Source organism: Paenibacillus sp. MT124 (genome assembly GCF_058792755.1).
In genome coordinates this window covers 3,433,274-3,449,852 of sequence record NZ_CM179500.1, presented here as the reverse complement: position 1 = coordinate 3,449,852, position 16,579 = coordinate 3,433,274, and the positions used below count along the sequence as shown (strand labels likewise).

15 protein-coding genes are annotated in these 16,579 nt (G+C 50.5%); 14 read left to right on the top strand and 1 reads right to left on the bottom strand.

What is annotated here, in order from left to right; translation table 11 throughout:
• Positions 1–64: 64 nt before the first annotated feature.
• Entirely contained in the window at positions 65–211 is a 147-nt protein-coding gene (locus tag AC3RCI_RS15705; protein WP_164764185.1) for a hypothetical protein, read from the top strand.
• A gap of 204 nt (positions 212–415) precedes the next feature.
• On the opposite strand, the gene AC3RCI_RS15700 is transcribed toward AC3RCI_RS15705, so the two are convergent.
• The gene (locus AC3RCI_RS15700) at positions 416–2,014 is read right to left on the bottom strand and encodes a PucR family transcriptional regulator (RefSeq protein WP_492525356.1); all 1,599 of its coding nucleotides are present in this window, start codon (positions 2,012–2,014) and stop codon (positions 416–418) included.
• A gap of 273 nt (positions 2,015–2,287) precedes the next feature.
• Here AC3RCI_RS15700 and AC3RCI_RS15695 point away from each other — a divergent pair, with 273 nt between their 5' ends.
• From AC3RCI_RS15695 to ggt, 13 genes are all read left to right on the top strand, one after another.
• On the top strand, positions 2,288–3,085 hold the full coding sequence (locus AC3RCI_RS15695) for an ABC transporter ATP-binding protein (protein WP_492525354.1): 798 nt from the start codon (positions 2,288–2,290) through the stop codon (positions 3,083–3,085).
• 30 nt (positions 3,086–3,115) lie between these two features.
• Entirely contained in the window at positions 3,116–3,994 is an 879-nt protein-coding gene (locus AC3RCI_RS15690) for an ABC transporter permease (RefSeq protein WP_492525352.1), read from the top strand.
• 26 nt (positions 3,995–4,020) lie between these two features.
• Complete coding sequence (locus tag AC3RCI_RS15685) at positions 4,021–5,049, top strand: ABC transporter substrate-binding protein (protein WP_492525350.1); 1,029 nt, start codon at positions 4,021–4,023, stop codon at positions 5,047–5,049.
• Between the two features lie 63 nt (positions 5,050–5,112).
• Positions 5,113–5,925 (top strand): cysteine hydrolase family protein, encoded by an 813-nt coding sequence (locus AC3RCI_RS15680; protein WP_336781655.1) that lies wholly within the window; start codon positions 5,113–5,115, stop codon positions 5,923–5,925.
• 21 nt (positions 5,926–5,946) lie between these two features.
• Positions 5,947–7,134, top strand: coding sequence for an amidase (locus tag AC3RCI_RS15675; protein WP_336781654.1), 1,188 nt, complete (start codon positions 5,947–5,949; stop codon positions 7,132–7,134).
• A gap of 71 nt (positions 7,135–7,205) precedes the next feature.
• Entirely contained in the window at positions 7,206–8,048 is an 843-nt protein-coding gene (locus tag AC3RCI_RS15670; RefSeq protein ID WP_492525348.1) for a creatininase family protein, read from the top strand.
• Complete coding sequence (locus AC3RCI_RS15665) at positions 8,045–8,911, top strand: fumarylacetoacetate hydrolase family protein (protein WP_336781652.1); 867 nt, start codon at positions 8,045–8,047, stop codon at positions 8,909–8,911. The genes AC3RCI_RS15670 and AC3RCI_RS15665 overlap by 4 nt, the downstream gene beginning before the upstream one ends.
• A 35-nt stretch (positions 8,912–8,946) precedes the next feature.
• Positions 8,947–9,963, top strand: coding sequence for an ABC transporter substrate-binding protein (locus AC3RCI_RS15660; RefSeq protein ID WP_336781651.1), 1,017 nt, complete (start codon positions 8,947–8,949; stop codon positions 9,961–9,963).
• A gap of 48 nt (positions 9,964–10,011) precedes the next feature.
• Entirely contained in the window at positions 10,012–11,346 is a 1,335-nt protein-coding gene (locus tag AC3RCI_RS15655) for an FAD-binding oxidoreductase (RefSeq protein ID WP_492525346.1), read from the top strand.
• 96 nt (positions 11,347–11,442) lie between these two features.
• Positions 11,443–13,125, top strand: coding sequence for a CocE/NonD family hydrolase (locus tag AC3RCI_RS15650; RefSeq protein ID WP_492525344.1), 1,683 nt, complete (start codon positions 11,443–11,445; stop codon positions 13,123–13,125).
• A 45-nt stretch (positions 13,126–13,170) separates the two neighbouring features.
• A complete protein-coding gene (locus AC3RCI_RS15645; RefSeq protein WP_154894140.1) occupies positions 13,171–13,611 on the top strand; it encodes a cupin domain-containing protein in 441 nt (146 codons plus the stop codon).
• A complete protein-coding gene (locus AC3RCI_RS15640; RefSeq protein WP_492525342.1) occupies positions 13,608–14,936 on the top strand; it encodes an amidohydrolase family protein in 1,329 nt (442 codons plus the stop codon). The genes AC3RCI_RS15645 and AC3RCI_RS15640 overlap by 4 nt, the downstream gene beginning before the upstream one ends.
• Positions 14,937–14,993: 57 nt before the next feature.
• Positions 14,994–16,574: a gamma-glutamyltransferase gene (gene ggt / locus AC3RCI_RS15635; RefSeq protein WP_492529919.1), complete on the top strand. Its 1,581-nt coding sequence runs from the start codon at positions 14,994–14,996 to the stop codon at positions 16,572–16,574.
• Positions 16,575–16,579: the final 5 nt, after the last annotated feature.

Genomic DNA, 16,579 nt, shown 5'->3' with positions numbered 1-16,579 from the left:
GTAGTCACCCTCGACTCGTCCATTTTGAGTTGCTTAATACATAATAGATACCGGAGGTATGATTATGGTCAAGAAGAAAATGTCCACAACTCTCAGCGCAGCTTTAATCGTTTCTATGCTGGCTGCTGGCGTGATCGTCGCGATCCAAGGTACCACAACGTTAGAGGTAGCGAAGACAGCAGGGGATAAAAAGGTTGAAGTTATTAAATGAATAAGCTAGGTGCGGCTCTAGTAGTCAATTAGGGAGTATTCGAAGCACCTGATGCGAAATTCAAGCGGAATCAAAAGACACCAGAGTGGCATCAGCTCAAGATAAAAGTGAACAAGTATAATGAAAATATCAACCTCAGCTCGGTAAACCTGCTGAGGTTTTTCTTTATTGGGTGGAACAGAGTGCGACGACAATTACCCTTTTTTAAATTTGCCTCTCAGGCGACATCAAGTGCCTAAACATAAGTCCCAGCTTTAAGAGCAGCAGATGATCGGTATTCTTCAAATCCAGATTCAGCAGCCCCGAAATTTTCTCCAGCCTGTACAGCACGGTGTTGCGATGGATATATAGCTCACGTGCCGTTTCATTCACTTGCCCGTTGTTGGCGAAATAGGCTTCAAGTGTGTGCATCATCTCGCTGGTGTATTCCTCTTCTTTGTCCAGCAGTGGACGGAATAAATAAGAGCAATACCGGAGCATAACCTCCTGTGGAATATGCTTAAAGAGATAAATAAACTCCAGGTCAGCAAACATGACAATCGGTTCGCTCAAACCAAGCTCTGTACTGATTCTCTCAGCCTCCCCGCACTCCCGGAAGCCGTCAATGAACTCCTTCATGCCCGTTCTCACTTTACTTATAAAACATGTCCTTGTTCCGTGGTCCCATGAATGCATCAAATCCGCATACAAACGTACCGAATTCTCATACTTCCTTCGATCCTTGGTCTCTTCTTCTAGAAGGGGGAAGAGTGAATATATGCGGTTCATCACATAAAAATGATGGGATTCCAAGGAGGACGTTTTGGGATGGTCCTGAAGTCTGTTCTGGATCTCCCTCAGTTTGCGCCTCTGACTTTCATGGTCCCAAGCATCCGCTCTTGTGGAAGATACCATGCATACGTAGGGCGTGCTCCAAAATGTGTTTCCCAATGCTTCGGCAAATTCGAGCACCGTTTTCAGAGAGGCGTTCCCTTTTAAGTAACGTTCCATGGCCATGCCAAGACGACTACCTGCCGCAGCAGCCTCCTGATTCTGAATGACCTCTAGATGATAGGAAAGAATAACGGCAGCTTGGTGAAAAATGCCCTCCATTTCATGTGCTTCCAGCAGATTTTCAGTTTGTATCAGCAAGTAACCGTATGACTTTCCGTTTTTCAGCAGGGGGACCCGATACAACAGGTTGCTCGCCGACTTGTAAAACCGATTGTCCTGATTCCAGGGCCAATCGCTCAACAGCTCCATATCGGAACAGCGTGTCATATTATACAAGGTCTGTCCGTCAGAGGTAACGATGGCTAAAGGAACCCCTAAAATGCTTGTGATACTTTGAAAATAATTGGTGTGATCATCAGCCTGCATCGCAAAATCAACCAGCTTCTTCTGTGTTTCAAGCAATTCATTCAGCCGGCGGGTATCGCGTTGGAACTCGGATTGGTAGAGAGCGGTGATCTGCTCGGAGAAGGTAAACTCAAAAGGCAGCTCAATTAGGGGCAAGCCCAGCCGATCGGCTTCCAACAGGGCTATCTCTGGTATTTCCGCCCAGTATCGACCAAGCTTGATGCCAAGCCCGGAGGCCCCACGTTCATTCAGCTTTTGCAGCAAATTAACAAATTCCTCAGGTGAATCCCTAATCGCATAAGCTGTAGTCAACAAGAGCTCCCCTTCTTTCATCCAGTTGATCACATCCGGCGCATCCATCAAATTGATAGAGCTAATCGTTCGAGAAATTCCTTTTTTACCAGCTGCCAACTTCCCTTCCGATAACGGGTATACCGCCAACGCATCTTCTATAGTTAAATGCATGTCAATCCATCCTCCTAAACGATACATATCTGAATCAGGTACCGGACACCGCGTAACTTTTTAAGCAATTATATAGGGTCTTGTCGAATCCCTGCAATCCCTATTGTTATATACATGTCATATAAAATGACCAAAAACATAGATTATTCTGTTTTTGAACCAACGTAAAGCGTATACCATTAGATAAAAAACCAAAATTGTGTCAGGAATATTTACACGAATATTTTTTGGCTATATGATAGGACACAACTTCAAAGAGAAGAGGGGATTCAGATGCAGCTCACCCAAAATCAACAGGCAGCGGCCCATAAGGACAGTCGTTCCATGCTTGTAATCGATGATGTCGGCAAAATCTACCCCAATGGCACTGTAGCTGTGCAGCATGCGAATCTGCATGTGGGGGAAGGAGAATTTCTATGTTTTGTCGGTCCTTCCGGTTGCGGCAAATCTACCATTTTCAATATGATTGCCGGTTTGACGGAACCGACCTCCGGTCATCTGACCGTGCTGGGTACTTCCCCAAAGGAAGCACGTAAACAGAATGAAATTGCCTTTGTATTTCAGGAGCACACCCTGCTCCCGTGGGCCAAGCTGATTGATAATGTCACCATGCCTCTTACTTTACGTGGCGTATCCAAAAAAGAGCGGATTACCGAAGGGGAACGGGTACTAGAGCTGGTAGGCCTGAAGGATTATATGAAGGTGCTGCCCCGTGAGTTGTCAGGCGGAATGAAGATGAGAGTATCTATTGCACGAGCGTTGATATCTCGTCCCAAGTTGCTGTTAATGGACGAACCGTTTGGCGCCCTTGATGAAATTACCAGGCAGACGCTGCAGAATGAACTGTTAAATATTTGGGAACAGGACAAGAAAATGTCGGTTCTGTTCATTACGCATAACGTGTTTGAAAGTGTGTTCCTATCAACAAAAGTCGTAGTGATGACGCCTCGTCCCGGTAAAATTTCGGATTTCGTTGATATTCCGTTTGCCTATCCGAGGGATGATGAATTCCGGACCCAGCCTGAATTCGGTGAATATGTACGCAGCGTGTCCAATGTACTGAATCATTGATAGCCAGAAATGAGAGGAGAGGGAAGCAACATGGAAGAGATGGTAGCTAATTCAGCCGTTGAAACGACACCAGGTATCCGAGCTTCCGGGAAGGACAATGCCCGCAGCCATCATCCGGCAGAAGAGAGCCCAGTCATTGGACTGCTGAAAAAAATTCTGCCGCCAATCGTCGTGTTTGTCCTGTTTATCGGTGGATGGGAATTAATCGTGCGGATACTCGGAATGCCCCCATATATCTTGCCCAAGCCATCCGATATTGCCGCAGCCGCTGCTGAGAACAGCGCAAATCTGATTACGTCCGTAAGCACAACCATTGTTGAGGCGTTGATCGGTTTTACGATCAGTGTCGTGCTCGGTATTTCATTGGCCATTCTACTGGCCTTGTCCAAAACGGTAGAAAAAAGCGTATATCCCTACGCTATTATTCTCCAGACTATTCCGGTCGTTGCGGTAGCGCCAATCATAGTGATCTGGTTCGGAGCGGGAATAAATGCGATTGTAATTATCTCATTCTTAATTAGCTTTTTCCCGATTTTATCGAATACGCTGATCGGATTGAACTCAACGGATCAGAACATGAAGAATTTATTCTATTTGTATAATGCAAGCAAGCTGCAAACCATTTGGAGGCTTAGATTTCCGGCGGCACTCCCGTACATTATGGCAGGGCTGAAAATTTCATGCTCCAGTTCGGTTGTCGGAGCGATCGTGGGTGAATACATTGCAGGCATTGGTGGCGGACAAGGCGGACTCGGGTACGGGATTACCGTTGCGGCAACCCGCCTGCAAACTCCTTACCTGTTCGCCTGCGGTTTAGCTGCATCCGCCCTAGGAATCGCATTTTTCCTGATCATCAACATGGTGTCGAACAAACTTTTGAAGTCCTGGCATGAATCAGCAATGAAATGATACCAGAACCGGGGGAGGGATCCAACATGTCCAAACATCATATGAATTTTCGTTACAAGCAATGGCTGCTGTCTGCTGCTTCTTTGATCCTACTGCTTCTGAGCGCATGCTCCAATTCCTCCGCTCTAGAATCCGCCGCCCCGGCGGGTGGGGAAGCCGGAACCGATTTGAAGCAGGTGAAACTGATCGAGGGTTGGTACGCCAAAGGGGAAGATGGAGGCTACTTTGCGGCATTGCAGCAGAACTATTATAAGGACAAGGGGATCGACATGACGATTCAGCCAGGAGGCCCCGAGGTGTCAACCATGCAGCTTGTCGCTGCAGGCAAAGCTCAGTTCGGCATCTCTTATGCGGATGAAATTTTGAAGGCGCGGGAACAGGGAATCCCTGTCGTCGGTATCCTTGCCGGTTTTCAAAGCACACCGCAGGTTCTGATGTACCACAAGGGGGAGAACATTCAGGATTTCACAGACCTGAACGGCAAAACCGTATACATCGGTACAGCGGTACCTTACTGGGAATATATCAAGAGTCAATACAATCTGACAGATGTAAAAGAAATGAAGTATAACGGACAGCTTGTCAATTTTATCAATGACTCCAGTTCGCTCAATCAGGGTTACATCACGAATGAGCCTTACGCACTTTCTCAGCAGGGGGTTGAGGTGGACTATCTAAAAATTGCCGATTCCGGTTATGCGAATTATGCAGACGTTCTTTTTACGACGGAAGATTATCTCAAAGAGCACCCTGATGTCGTTGAAGCTGTGGTGCAGGCAAGTCAGAAAGGTTGGAGCTATTATCTAGACAACTATGAAAAGGTAAATCCGTTTATTCAAACCTACAATCCGGATATGACGGTAGAAGCAATGAATTACGAGGCAGTGCAGGAAAAACCCTTTATTCTGAACAAGGAATCAGAGGCAAACGGTATTGGTTACATGACCAAGGAACGCTGGAGCACCCTGCAGGATCAGATGATCAAGGGCGGAGGGTTAACGAAGGCACTAGATGTTACCCAGGCGTTTACAACGGAGTATCTGAGGAAGCCATAACCTGAATCCAAAGTAATTTAAAGCTTCAAAACAGAAATTTCAGAAAAAATGAGGGGACTTAATATGTTCAAACTTGGAAATCGAAAGAGCTATTGGCAAGTGTCCGAAACGCTGGTGGATCTAAGGCGAACGCAAAAGTACGGCAAGTCAGTAACCCTCCCTGCACAGCCGCAGGAAGTCATATTTGATCTCGAGCATACGGCACTTATTGTCATCGATATGCAGAATGATTTCTGTACACCGGGTGGATGGCTGGATTCCATTGGGGTCGATACCTCTCCGCTCCTAAACCCGGTCAGCCGGCTGAACCGACTGATGCCCGAGCTGCGCAAAGCGGGAGTGCCTGTTATTTGGGTGAACTGGGGCAACCGGGAAGACCGAATGAACGTGCCGCCATCCGTGCTCCATGTGTACAATTCGGATGGTCGGGGCAACGGTATCGGGGACCCGCTGCCGGGGAACGGCTCCAAGGTGCTGGAGAAAGGCAGTTGGGGAACGGCAATTGTCGATGGTCTGGATTCGTCCCCCGATGATATCTATGTGGATAAATATCGCATGAGCGGGTTTTGGGATACACCACTGGACAGTATTCTACGCAATCTTAATATTCAAACGGTGTTGTTTGCCGGGGTAAATCTCGATCAGTGTGTCATGCATACACTGCAGGACGCGGCTTGTCTCGGATATGACGGCATACTTCTGGAGGATTGCTCGGCAACAAGCTCCCCAGATTTCTGCATAGAAGCGACATTGTACAATATCAAGCAATGTTATGGCTTCGTTACGGATTCCACTTGGTTGGTACAAGAGCTGAGCGGGGGAGCGACTCCTATAGAGAGAAACACCTCGGAAGAGCTGGCATCGTTAGAAGGCTGAGCGGAAGGATGGGATGATGCAATGAAGGACCTATGGAACGCCATTGTCAACCAGGTGATCGTTGAACCGACAGGACAGGGTAGGTTGAACGGACTCAGCTTTATGGTCAAGGATGTGTTTGCCGTACGTGACATTACTAATGGCGCGGGTAATCCTTGTTGGCTCCAGACGCATGAGCCGGCGAAGGAACACGCGGAAACGCTCAACCTGCTATTGCAGCAAGGAGCAAGGCTAACGGGCATGACGCATACGGATGAGCTGATGTTCAGCTTGAATGGGGAAAATGTCCATTATGGAACACCAGTGAATCCGAGGGCTCCCGATCGTATCCCTGGAGGTTCATCTAGCGGATCGGCGGTTGCTGTCGCCGCTGGGCTTGCTGACTTCTCCCTTGGAACGGATACGGGAGGATCGGTACGTGTGCCATCTTCGTATTGTGGAATTTATGGAATGCGTCCATCGCATGGCATGGTCTCCGAGAAAGGCGTTATCCCACTCGCTCCCAGCTTCGACACCGTCGGCTGGATGGCACGCGATCTCGAGACACTGTGCCGGGTAGGTGAAGTACTTTTGCCGCAGACAGACCCGGGTACAGGCTTCAGCCGGGTGCTCATCGGTGAGGATGCATGGGAGCTTGCTGACACGGAGAGCAAAGAGGCGCTTAACCCTTACCTGAAGTTGCTGTGCGGCATGGCTGCGAGCCATGAAACGGTTCGCATCGCCCCGCAGGGTCTACCTGAATGGATGACCATGTTCAGGACGATCCAGGGTTATGAAATATGGCAGGAGCACGGGGCGTGGATTGAACGTGAGCAGCCGACCTTCGGACCAGATACGGCCGGGCGATTCTCCTGGGCAGGCACCGTTGAACGTGCCGATCAGAAGAAGGCAGCCAAACGGCGGGTTGAGGTGTGCAAGCACATGTCTGACCTGCTCCGAACGGATACGGTGCTTGTAATTCCGACGACGACTGGAACGGCCCCGAAGCTGGGCTTGGGCGGGCCTTTAATTGAAGAACGAAGAGTGAATACGATGCGATTAACCTGCATTTCCGGCTTGTCGGGTCTGCCGCAGCTTACGATTCCAGCTGCGGATGTACTGGGCCGCCCGGTCGGTATTTCAATCATTGCAGGTCCGGGACAGGATCAACGTCTGCTAGAATGGGCCACATCCGTTCTTTCAGTAGTGAATTCAGAAGTAAAAGGATAAGAGCATCATTCGATATATGGACATGAAGCTACGTTTAAAAAAATAAAGCTGCAGGAGAAAGGGTGTCAGTTATGTTTCAACGATATGAAGGAACAGCTTGGGAGGAACGATTTTTGCCCCGTCTGACAAGCAAACAGGTCAAAGAACTGCCGAAGGATAAGGCGCTGGTTATTCTCCCAGTCGGAGCTGTGGAGCAGCATGGCCCCCATCTGCCCGTATATACGGACACTTTGATTGGGGAAGCGACATTATCACAAACGCTGGAGCGGGTGCGGACGGATAAGGAGATCTGGCTGCTGCCTCCGGTCTCGTATGGCAAAAGCAATGAACATATCGGACTTCCGGGCACCATTTCCTTATCTGGGAGCACACTGCATGCCATCATGCTGGACATTGCAGAAAGTCTGAAGGCCAGTGGTTTTCGCAAGTTACTGTTGTTTAATACCCATGGCGGCAACGTGGATTTGCTGAATACGGTATCCCGAGAAATACGGATCAGAACGGGGATGATGGTTTTCTATCTCAGTCCCAGCAGTCTGAATGTGGCGGAGGATCTCCTCACTTCCGAGGAACTGGAATTCGGTATTCATGGTGGCGATTATGAGACTTCTCTTGTAATGTCCATCAAACCGGACTGGGTGAAGGAGGAGTTCCTCGTCAAGGAGCTTCCTGATATGTCCTCATACCGCTTTCTTACATTAGAAGGGAAAATTCGCTTCGCCTGGAAGATGGCTGATATCTCTGCTACCGGCATTGCTGGTGATGCTACGACGGCCACGCCTGAGAAAGGCAGGATTATTCAGGAACGAATCTCAACGATTTTGTCGGAGGCGCTGGAGGAACTGTGTGATTTCGAGATCACCGATGTCCGCGGGACTGAGCCGGTTCAGCAGCCAGCAGGAAGCACCCTGTGAAGCTCGTCAGTCTGAAACACGGCGATGGTGAACAGGCCGCGATTGAACATGGCAAACGATTCTTTCTTCTGGAGGAGATCAACAAGGCGGAAGGAAGCACATGGGGCACCTCCGTTATGGAGATCTTGCAGCAAGGCCAGCTAGGGGAGCTTGTCCAGTGGTATCAGAAGCACGGGGACAGAACAGTTTCATCGATCCCTTTCATACCTTCAGAGGGAGCCGTACCTGCTCCTCTCTTCCGTAACCCTCGTAAAATATGGGGAATTGGCATGAATTATGTGCAAAAAGCGATCGATCTCGCATCGACTCCTCCAGAGCGTGAGCCAGTCTGCTTCATGAAGCCGGACTCAAGCCTGATCGGGCCGGAAGAGTATATCCAGCTGACGGCTCAGGATGTGAATGTGACATCAGAAGCAGAGCTTGGCATTATCATCGGCCGAACCTGCAAAAATGTGCCGGAAGAACGTGCGCAGGAGGTCATTGCCGGTTTTGCCGCAACGCTGGATATGACTAACCAGGACATTCACGCACGGAACCCCAGATTCCTGCAGCGATCCAAGGTATTCGATACATTTTTCAGTCTTGGACCACAACTATTAACACCTGATGAAATAAGTGATCTGCAGAGCCTCGTTGTTGAAACGGTGTTGAATAATGAGGTTATTCATAGCAATACGGTGTCACACATGATGTATCATCCATGGTTCATTGTCTCGTATTTTTCACAGATGATGACTCTCTATCCGGGTGATGTGATCATGACAGGCACACCCGGGTCCGTCCGGATTCAGCAAGGAGATGTGGCCGAGTGTAGAATCAGTGGCTTTATGACGCTTCGAAATCCGGTAGGGGAAGTCGTATAAATCATCAGTAATTTTCCTTGGGGAGTGGTAATGAGATGAACAAGTACAGACAAAAGGGAACTGTCGTTTTACTCGCAGCAATATTTTCCTTATCCACATTGCTGGCGGCTTGCGGGAATCAGCCAACTGCTGAGAATGCCTCTGCTACAGGGGGAAGCGAGGAACTCACGGCAATTACACAGGTGACGAACTGGTTTGCACAAGCAGAGCACGGGGGTCTGTATGCGGCAAAGGAACAAGGATATTACAATGAGGCTGGTCTCGATATGTCCATCCAGGCAGGTGGACCGCAGGTGTCTCCAACACAGATCGTGGCTTCCGGCAAGGCGCAGTTCGGACTGGCAACAGCGGATCAATTGCTGGTCGCTCGTGAAGAAGGAATCCCTCTTGTAGCGATTGCGACGATATTCCAGAAAAGCCCGCAGGGACTTATGGTTCATGCCAATCAGAACATGTCCTCCCTGGCCGATTTGAACAACCGCTCCGTATACGTGGGGACAGGCTCGGTGTTCTGGGATTTTGTGAAGAGTAAATACCAATTGGGTAACGTGAAGGAATTGGCTTATACCGGTTCTCTTGCTCCTTTTGTAGCCGATGAAACGGTTGCCATTCAGGGATATGTAACCAGTGAGCCGTACGAGATGAAGCAGCAGAATGTGGACATTAATTTCCTGCTACTGGCAGATGCCGGTTATAACCCGTATTCCAATGTGCTGTTCACCACGGAGCAGTACATACAGGATCATCCTGATATTGTGCGTGGTTATGTCGAGGCTTCGATGAAGGGCTGGGACTATTACAAGACCAATTATGATACCGTGAATGACGTCATTTTAAAGGAAAACCCTGATTTTACGAAAGAAAAGCTGAACTATGCCGCTGAAACACTTATCCCGTTCGTATACGAAGGTGATGCGGTGAAACACGGTGTTGGTTACATGACAGAGGAACGCTGGACGGAGCTCGGAAAGCAGTTAAAGGAGATTGGGGCATTGAAAGAGGAGCCCGATGTCAGCAAAGTATTTACGGATGAGTTCTTGCCGAATTCCTAAGAGATTCCTTTGGGAGATCAGTTATACAACATACGGGAGGGGAACCGAATGAATAAACATTGGATAGCCGTATTGAAAGAACGCATGGACCCGGAATTGCTGCAGTGGGAGGAGGCAGCACTTGCCAAATATTCGATGGATTATCATCACTTCTCTCCTGTGCTGGCCAGTCAGCTGCAGGGTAAGGTCGCCGAGTGTATTGCCAGTCCGCGCACCGAGGAGGAGCTTGACGATCTGCTCTCCATTGCAGCAGAGCTGGGAGTTCCGCTGACGATCAGGGGGAACGGCACCGGCAACTATGGCCAATGCGTTCCGGTCACAGGCGGAATCGTTCTGAATCTGGCCAAATACAACAAGGTGCTCGAAATGGGAGAAGGCACGATGCGGATCCAGGCCGGGGCCAGACTCGGCAAAATGGAATCCACTGCCCGCAAGGCGGGTTATGAGCTGCGTACGATGCCTTCCACCTTTCAATCCGCGACGATCGGCGGTTTTTTATGCGGCGGTTTTGGCGGCATCGGTTCGATCAGCTGGGGTACGATCTGGGATGGGCTGGTACGTTCTCTAAAAATCAAGACCGTTGAGGTTCATCCCCGTACCATTGAGCTCCAGGGAGACGAGGTGCTGCCTTACCTGCATACTTACGGTACAATCGGCATTTTGTCCGAAGTGGAAATCAATCTGGCTCCCCGAGTGGAATGGATGCAATGGGCAGTAACCTTTGACCGTTTTGAACAGGCTTTTCGCTTCGGGCAGTCGGTAGCTGAGGACACTTCCTTGGTGAAACGGCTAATCTCCATCCATGAATGGCCGGTACCATCCTATTTTCTCCCGCTTGATCTCCCCGCTGATCATGCTGTCGCATTACTGGAAGTGGATACAGCCAACGAACTCCAGCTTGAACGTATCCTATCGGAATATGGGGGTCACTTGGCTATGAAGGTCTCTGCCGAACAGTATCACAAAGGTGTAGGGGTCTCCGATTTCACATGGAATCATACAACATTGTGGGCGCGCAAGGCAGACCCTGGCTTGACCTACCTGCAGCTAAATTTTGAACCATCCAGTGCCCTTGAGCAAATCTCATCAATGAAAAAGGAATATCCGGAAGTGATGAATCATATCGAGTTTGCCCGGCAAAACGGAAATTTGCTAATCTCCGGCCTGCCGCTGGTCCCTTTCACAACGGAGGAAAACCTGAATCAGCTGATGGAATGTTACGAGAAAAACCGGGTTAGAGTCAATAATCCACATACTTGGGATTTGAAGGAAGGCGGGCGATCATACGCCCATGATCGTTTGTGGGAAATCAAACACCACAACGACCCGAGGGGAATTTTGAATCAGGAGAAATTAAAGCGTTCGGCAGTTAGCGGTATCTGATCAACGGGTGACGGAAGAATGGCGCAACCTGCAGCAGTTAACGTGCCAAGCGGATTTTAATAGTCAATCCGTATCTATAGCAAAGGAGCGAGTTGCATGAAATTTGGAAATGTAGTCATCCGCCGAAAGGTCCCTTGCACGATGCGCGACGGCATAACGTTGTATTCAGATATATACCTGCCGGACGAGACAGGAGAATATCCTGTGCTGCTGATGCGCCAGCCCTACGGACGGTCGATTGCATCTACCGTTACGCATGCCCACCCCGTCTGGTATGCAAGTAAGGGATATATTGTGGTAGTCCAGGATGTCAGAGGGCGGGGAGAGTCGGAAGGCGAATTTAATCCGTTTGTTCAGGAATCAGAGGACGGATTTGATACCATCGAATGGGTAGCCGGTCTGTCCGGCTCGACCGGGAAAGTAGGCATGTACGGTTTTTCTTATCAAGGCTTAACACAATGGGCAGCGGCTTCCCTTCACCCCCCTGCGCTCAAGGCAATTGCACCGAGCATGTGTCCGGCAGACATGTATCATGGCTTATTTTACCCGCATGGCTCTTTTGCACTTGGCAATCATTTGCCGTGGGCTTTCCAGCTGGCTCGTGACACGGCACAAAGAGCGGGTGACTTCGAAACGGCAGAGCAATGCTCCCGATTGATGCGCAGCCCCGAGGAGATGCTTTGGAAAATGCCATTGAATGAAAGGCATCCGATTCTGGAGCAATACTTTCCTGCATTTTATGATTGGATCGATCATCAAACGTACGATGAGTACTGGGAACAGATGAACTGGATCGACGAGATCGCCCGGGAGCCGGTGCCGGCGTTGCATATTGGGGGCTGGTATGACGGTTTCCTCATGGGCACGTTGCAGTCGTTCGAGGCTCTGCAAGCTACGGCCACATCGGATTGTTTTCATCGGCTCATTGTCGGTCCGTGGGCCCACATTCCATGGGGGCGCAGAGCAGGCGGAATCGATCATGGCGAGCAGGCAGATGGTGGTCATCATCTGGAGCAGCTGCGCTGGTTTGATTATTGGCTGAAGGGCAAGGAAGACATGGAATTGTTTGGTGAACGGCCGATCCGATATTTTGACCAATTGAGTCATGAATGGCATACGGCGGAACAGCTGCCTTCTGTATTTGAGGATGGGTCCTCTCTGTCCGAATGGTTTTATCTGTCCGGGTCACAGACCCCGGCGAACGGTGCGGCAGGAGGAGGGAGACTGGAAAAGCATAAGGAAGATGTGGAGGAAGCTGTGCCGGATGTATTCGTATACGACTCGCGTCTGCCGATGCGTCTGGACTCTTACCTGCCGTCCGACAGAGCTGCCATTCAGGAACGGCAAGAGATTCTGATATATACGGGAGGACCGCTTGCAGAGGATATCCCGATTTTTGGGTCCCCGGAGTTATCCGTTCAGTATCAAACATTGGGCGGTCCGACGGATCTGGTGGCAATCCTCACGACCGTATCCGAGAAAGGGACGGCCCGGCTACTGAGTGTGGGTCGCACGGAAATCTGCAGTGAAGGAGCAGATGCCTCCAATGAATGGAGAACAGCGCGGATCCGTCTGCGTCCCTTGGCGGCCACCCTGCCGGCTGGCTCGTATGTACGGCTTGAGTTGACAGGCAGCGCCTTCCCGTTATTCGCCCGGCATCCAAACGGTGTTACGGACGAGATGAACAGCACGGGAACGGGTGGGTTGAAGATTGCCACAACGGCTGTTCGCAGTACAGAACAGGATATATCCTGTTTGAGGCTGCCGTTAAAAAGATGAAAAGCAAGCATTAATTAAAATCAATCAAAGTGAGGTTGAATGTATATGGTGAACATTCCAGGTCTGGTTGCTGGTAACTTTGAGAATTGTCCCGTCCACAAAATTTCCGCACAGGATACGAATAAGTTCATCCTGCTGTGTGACAGGGAGCAGGTTCCTTTCACTTCATTTGTGGAGATCTTCGAGGTTGGAGGCAGAACACCATCCAATGAACACCGGGAGGCTTATGAATATTTTTATGTGTTAAAAGGGGAGGGGCTTGCCAAAGTTGGCAACGAGTATGAGACTCCGATCCGCCAAGGCTCATTCATTATTATTCCACCGGGCAACCATCACGATATTATTAACACGGGCAGCACGCGTCTGTATTGTCTGACGACCATGGTACCGGACGAAATGTTCTCGGATATGATCAAAGCGGGTCCGGCCGCCGAGCTTGACGAGGAAGATCTGGCCGTGCTGCAGGCGCTGGCTACCGCACAATGAGTGCGGGGCTGCGTTTCATTAATGTATGCCTTCCGCACCGGGAAGACCTCTGCCTTTATGAACTAAAGGCGGAGGTTGGAAAATGGGTTAGTATCCGCCTTCAAGATCGTTTCCTTGATGCACGGGAAAGCGGTGCTTCCCGTCTGATGGTCCCGCACCAGGCCGGTTCGGATCTAAAACGGCTCTCAGACGCGGATTGCATCGATCTGCAGGGCTGCATGATGCTTCCTGGCCTGGTTGACTGTCATATGCATCTGGATAAAGCTTTTTCGCTTGAGCAGGTGTCGAACCGATCCGGCACACTTCATGAAGCCATTCTTAATTACAGCCAGGCTGTACAGACATTCAGCAAGGAGCAGCTAGCGGAACGCATGCTGACTGCCGCCAGAATGGCAATGAGCTACGGAACCACGACCATAAGGAGCCACCTTGACTTCCCTGTTCATTTGGGGAGAGAGGTGGCCTTTCGGACGATTGAGGCAGCCTTGGAAGTACGGGAGAAGTTGAAGGACAGTATGGCTATCCAATATGTGCTCATGGTTCCGTTCCGCGGCAATCAAGAAGCTGCGGATGAGGCAATCGAGGAAGCACTGCGGATGGGAATTGATGTACTGGGTGGAGCCCCTCATCTGGCAGACGAGCCTGAAAGTGAGATTGGCAGGATTTTTCGGTTAGCGGAACGTTTCGGCGTGCCCATTGATCTGCATGCAGATGAAAGTGATAATCCCGGAAAAAAAACCGTGCTGAGCATAGCAGAGCATACGATTCGCCACGGTTATCAGGGCAGAGTGACGGCAGATCATCTGTGCTCGTTGTCTGCAATGACGGAAAAAGATGCACAGCATGTGATGGCGAAGATGAACGAAGCCGGTCTGAACGCGGTAACGCTGCCTGCGGTGAACCTCTATCTTCAGGGACGGGAAGATCGCGGCCTGGTAAGACGGGGCACAACACGCATTCGCGAGCTGCTTGCAGAAGGCATTCCACTTGCTGCGGCCTCCGACAATATTCAAGACCCGTTCCATCCGTTCGGCCGCGGGGATCTGATACAGATCGCCCAAATCACATCATATGCGGCCCATATGGGCAGTGAACGAGATTTAGTACAGCTGCTGCGGATGATCACGGATATACCTGCTGAAATTACGGGCTGCGACGAGTATGGAATAGAAGAAGGGCATGCCTGCAACTTTGTTGTCACGGATGCTTCGGATGTCACGCAGCTGCTATCAGGCACTAAAATGAGTCGCTGGGTGTATGCCTCCGGCAGATGGCAGTCTGCTTTGCATACAGCTCAGACATTCGCGTCTGAATGGGTAACATGATTAGCAACAAACAGGAATTACCGTCAGTTGAACATAGAAGAGAAAGAAGGTGGCAAGATGGTTCCACAAGTCACAGGCACACAAACGATGGTAGTCAGTCCTCATTCTTTGGCCAGCGCGGCAGGATCGCGTATTTTGCAGCAAGGAGGCAATGCCTTTGATGCCGCCGTAGCTGTGAGCGCCTGTCTTGCCGTCGTATATCCACATATGACGGGAATGGGAGGAGATTCCTTCTGGTTAACCTATAGCACCGAAGAGAGAAAAGTCAGGGCATATAACGCGAGTGGACGTTCGGGCAGCGGGATTACCGCAGCCCGCTTTGCGGGCGAATCAGCCATCCCGCAGCGGGGACCCCGCAGCGTCATTACCGTGCCGGGTATGGTGGACGGCTGGGATGCCATATTACAGGAATATGGCTCGAAGACGCTGGCAGAGGTGCTTGAGCCCGCGATCCGTTATGCGCTGGAAGGCTTCCCGCTGTCGCCGGACCAGCATGTCAATACGGCCGAGCGTTCAGATGTGCTGGCAGCTTATCCGCAGACAGCCGCCATCTATCTGCCTGGAGGCGAGGTCCCGGAGCAAGGCAGCCGCTTTGTGCAGTCTGCTTTGGGAAGCAGCCTGCTGCAGGTTGCGGACCAGGGCCGAGACGTATTTTATTCAGGCAGTGTTGGTCAGGAGATTGTTCGCTCACTCAAGGAGCAGGGAGGTCTGCTGACACTGGAGGACTTTGCGAGACACAGAGGTGAATGGGTGGAACCGGTCAAAGGGAGTTACCGAGGGCTTGATCTTTATCAGGTCCCTCCGAACTCACAGGGCTTTACCGGTATAATGGCGCTTCAAATTCTAGAACAGTTTGATTTGGAGAGTGTAGAGCATGGTTCTTATGAGTACTATCACCTGCTTGTGGAAGCGCTGAAGCTGAGCTTCCGTGACCGTGATCGTTATTTGACAGACCCACAATTTTCCTCCATTCCTCTGGACCAGCTGCTATCCAAATCCTATGCCGCGAAGCTGGCGGCCTGCATCGATATGGAGCGAGCCCTGCCGATGGATACCCAGCCGGTAGGTCATGATACGGCATATGCGGCTGTAGTAGACAGTGAGGGCAATGCCGTTTCATTTATCCAAAGTCTCTATTTTGAGTTCGGCTCTGCTGTGGTTGGGGGAGACACCGGTATATTGCTGCAGAACCGAGGCTCATTCTTCTCCCTTGATCCGTCGCATGTGAACAGGCTGGAACCTGACAAAAGAACCTTTCATACGCTGATGCCGGCGATGGCTTGCCGCGATGGGAAGCCATATATTTTGTACGGTACCCAGGGAGGAGAAGGTCAGCCCCAGACTCAGACCGCGCTGCTGACTCGCATGGTGGACTATGGTATGACTCCCCAGACCGCTGTGCGTGCACCCCGCTGGGTGTGGGGAAGAACATGGGGAGAGGCAACACAAGAATTGAGAGTGGAGGGCCGAATCGAGGCAGAAGTACAGCAGCGTTTAAGGTTAGCCGGACACGAGGTACACACAGTTGAAGATTTTGCTAGAGTCATGGGACATGCGCATGCCATTATGATCGATGACAATGGGTTCCTGCTCGGGGGCACAGACCCCCGCTGTGATGGTGCGGCTATTGGATGGTAAATTGG

Excerpts from the sequence above, each read along its gene's own strand:
- AC3RCI_RS15705 (WP_164764185.1), top strand. The coding sequence starts at position 65 with ATGGTCAAGAAGAAAATGTCCACAACTCTCAGCGCAGCTTTAATCGTT.
- AC3RCI_RS15700 (WP_492525356.1), bottom strand. The coding sequence starts at position 2,014 with ATGCATTTAACTATAGAAGATGCGTTGGCGGTATACCCGTTATCGGAA.
- AC3RCI_RS15695 (WP_492525354.1), top strand. The coding sequence starts at position 2,288 with ATGCAGCTCACCCAAAATCAACAGGCAGCGGCCCATAAGGACAGTCGT.
- AC3RCI_RS15690 (WP_492525352.1), top strand. The coding sequence starts at position 3,116 with ATGGAAGAGATGGTAGCTAATTCAGCCGTTGAAACGACACCAGGTATC.
- AC3RCI_RS15685 (WP_492525350.1), top strand. The coding sequence starts at position 4,021 with ATGTCCAAACATCATATGAATTTTCGTTACAAGCAATGGCTGCTGTCT.
- AC3RCI_RS15680 (WP_336781655.1), top strand. The coding sequence starts at position 5,113 with ATGTTCAAACTTGGAAATCGAAAGAGCTATTGGCAAGTGTCCGAAACG.
- AC3RCI_RS15675 (WP_336781654.1), top strand. The coding sequence starts at position 5,947 with ATGAAGGACCTATGGAACGCCATTGTCAACCAGGTGATCGTTGAACCG.
- AC3RCI_RS15670 (WP_492525348.1), top strand. The coding sequence starts at position 7,206 with ATGTTTCAACGATATGAAGGAACAGCTTGGGAGGAACGATTTTTGCCC.
- AC3RCI_RS15660 (WP_336781651.1), top strand. The coding sequence starts at position 8,947 with ATGAACAAGTACAGACAAAAGGGAACTGTCGTTTTACTCGCAGCAATA.
- AC3RCI_RS15655 (WP_492525346.1), top strand. The coding sequence starts at position 10,012 with ATGAATAAACATTGGATAGCCGTATTGAAAGAACGCATGGACCCGGAA.
- AC3RCI_RS15650 (WP_492525344.1), top strand. The coding sequence starts at position 11,443 with ATGAAATTTGGAAATGTAGTCATCCGCCGAAAGGTCCCTTGCACGATG.
- AC3RCI_RS15645 (WP_154894140.1), top strand. The coding sequence starts at position 13,171 with ATGGTGAACATTCCAGGTCTGGTTGCTGGTAACTTTGAGAATTGTCCC.
- AC3RCI_RS15640 (WP_492525342.1), top strand. The coding sequence starts at position 13,608 with ATGAGTGCGGGGCTGCGTTTCATTAATGTATGCCTTCCGCACCGGGAA.
- ggt (WP_492529919.1), top strand. The coding sequence starts at position 14,994 with ATGGTTCCACAAGTCACAGGCACACAAACGATGGTAGTCAGTCCTCAT.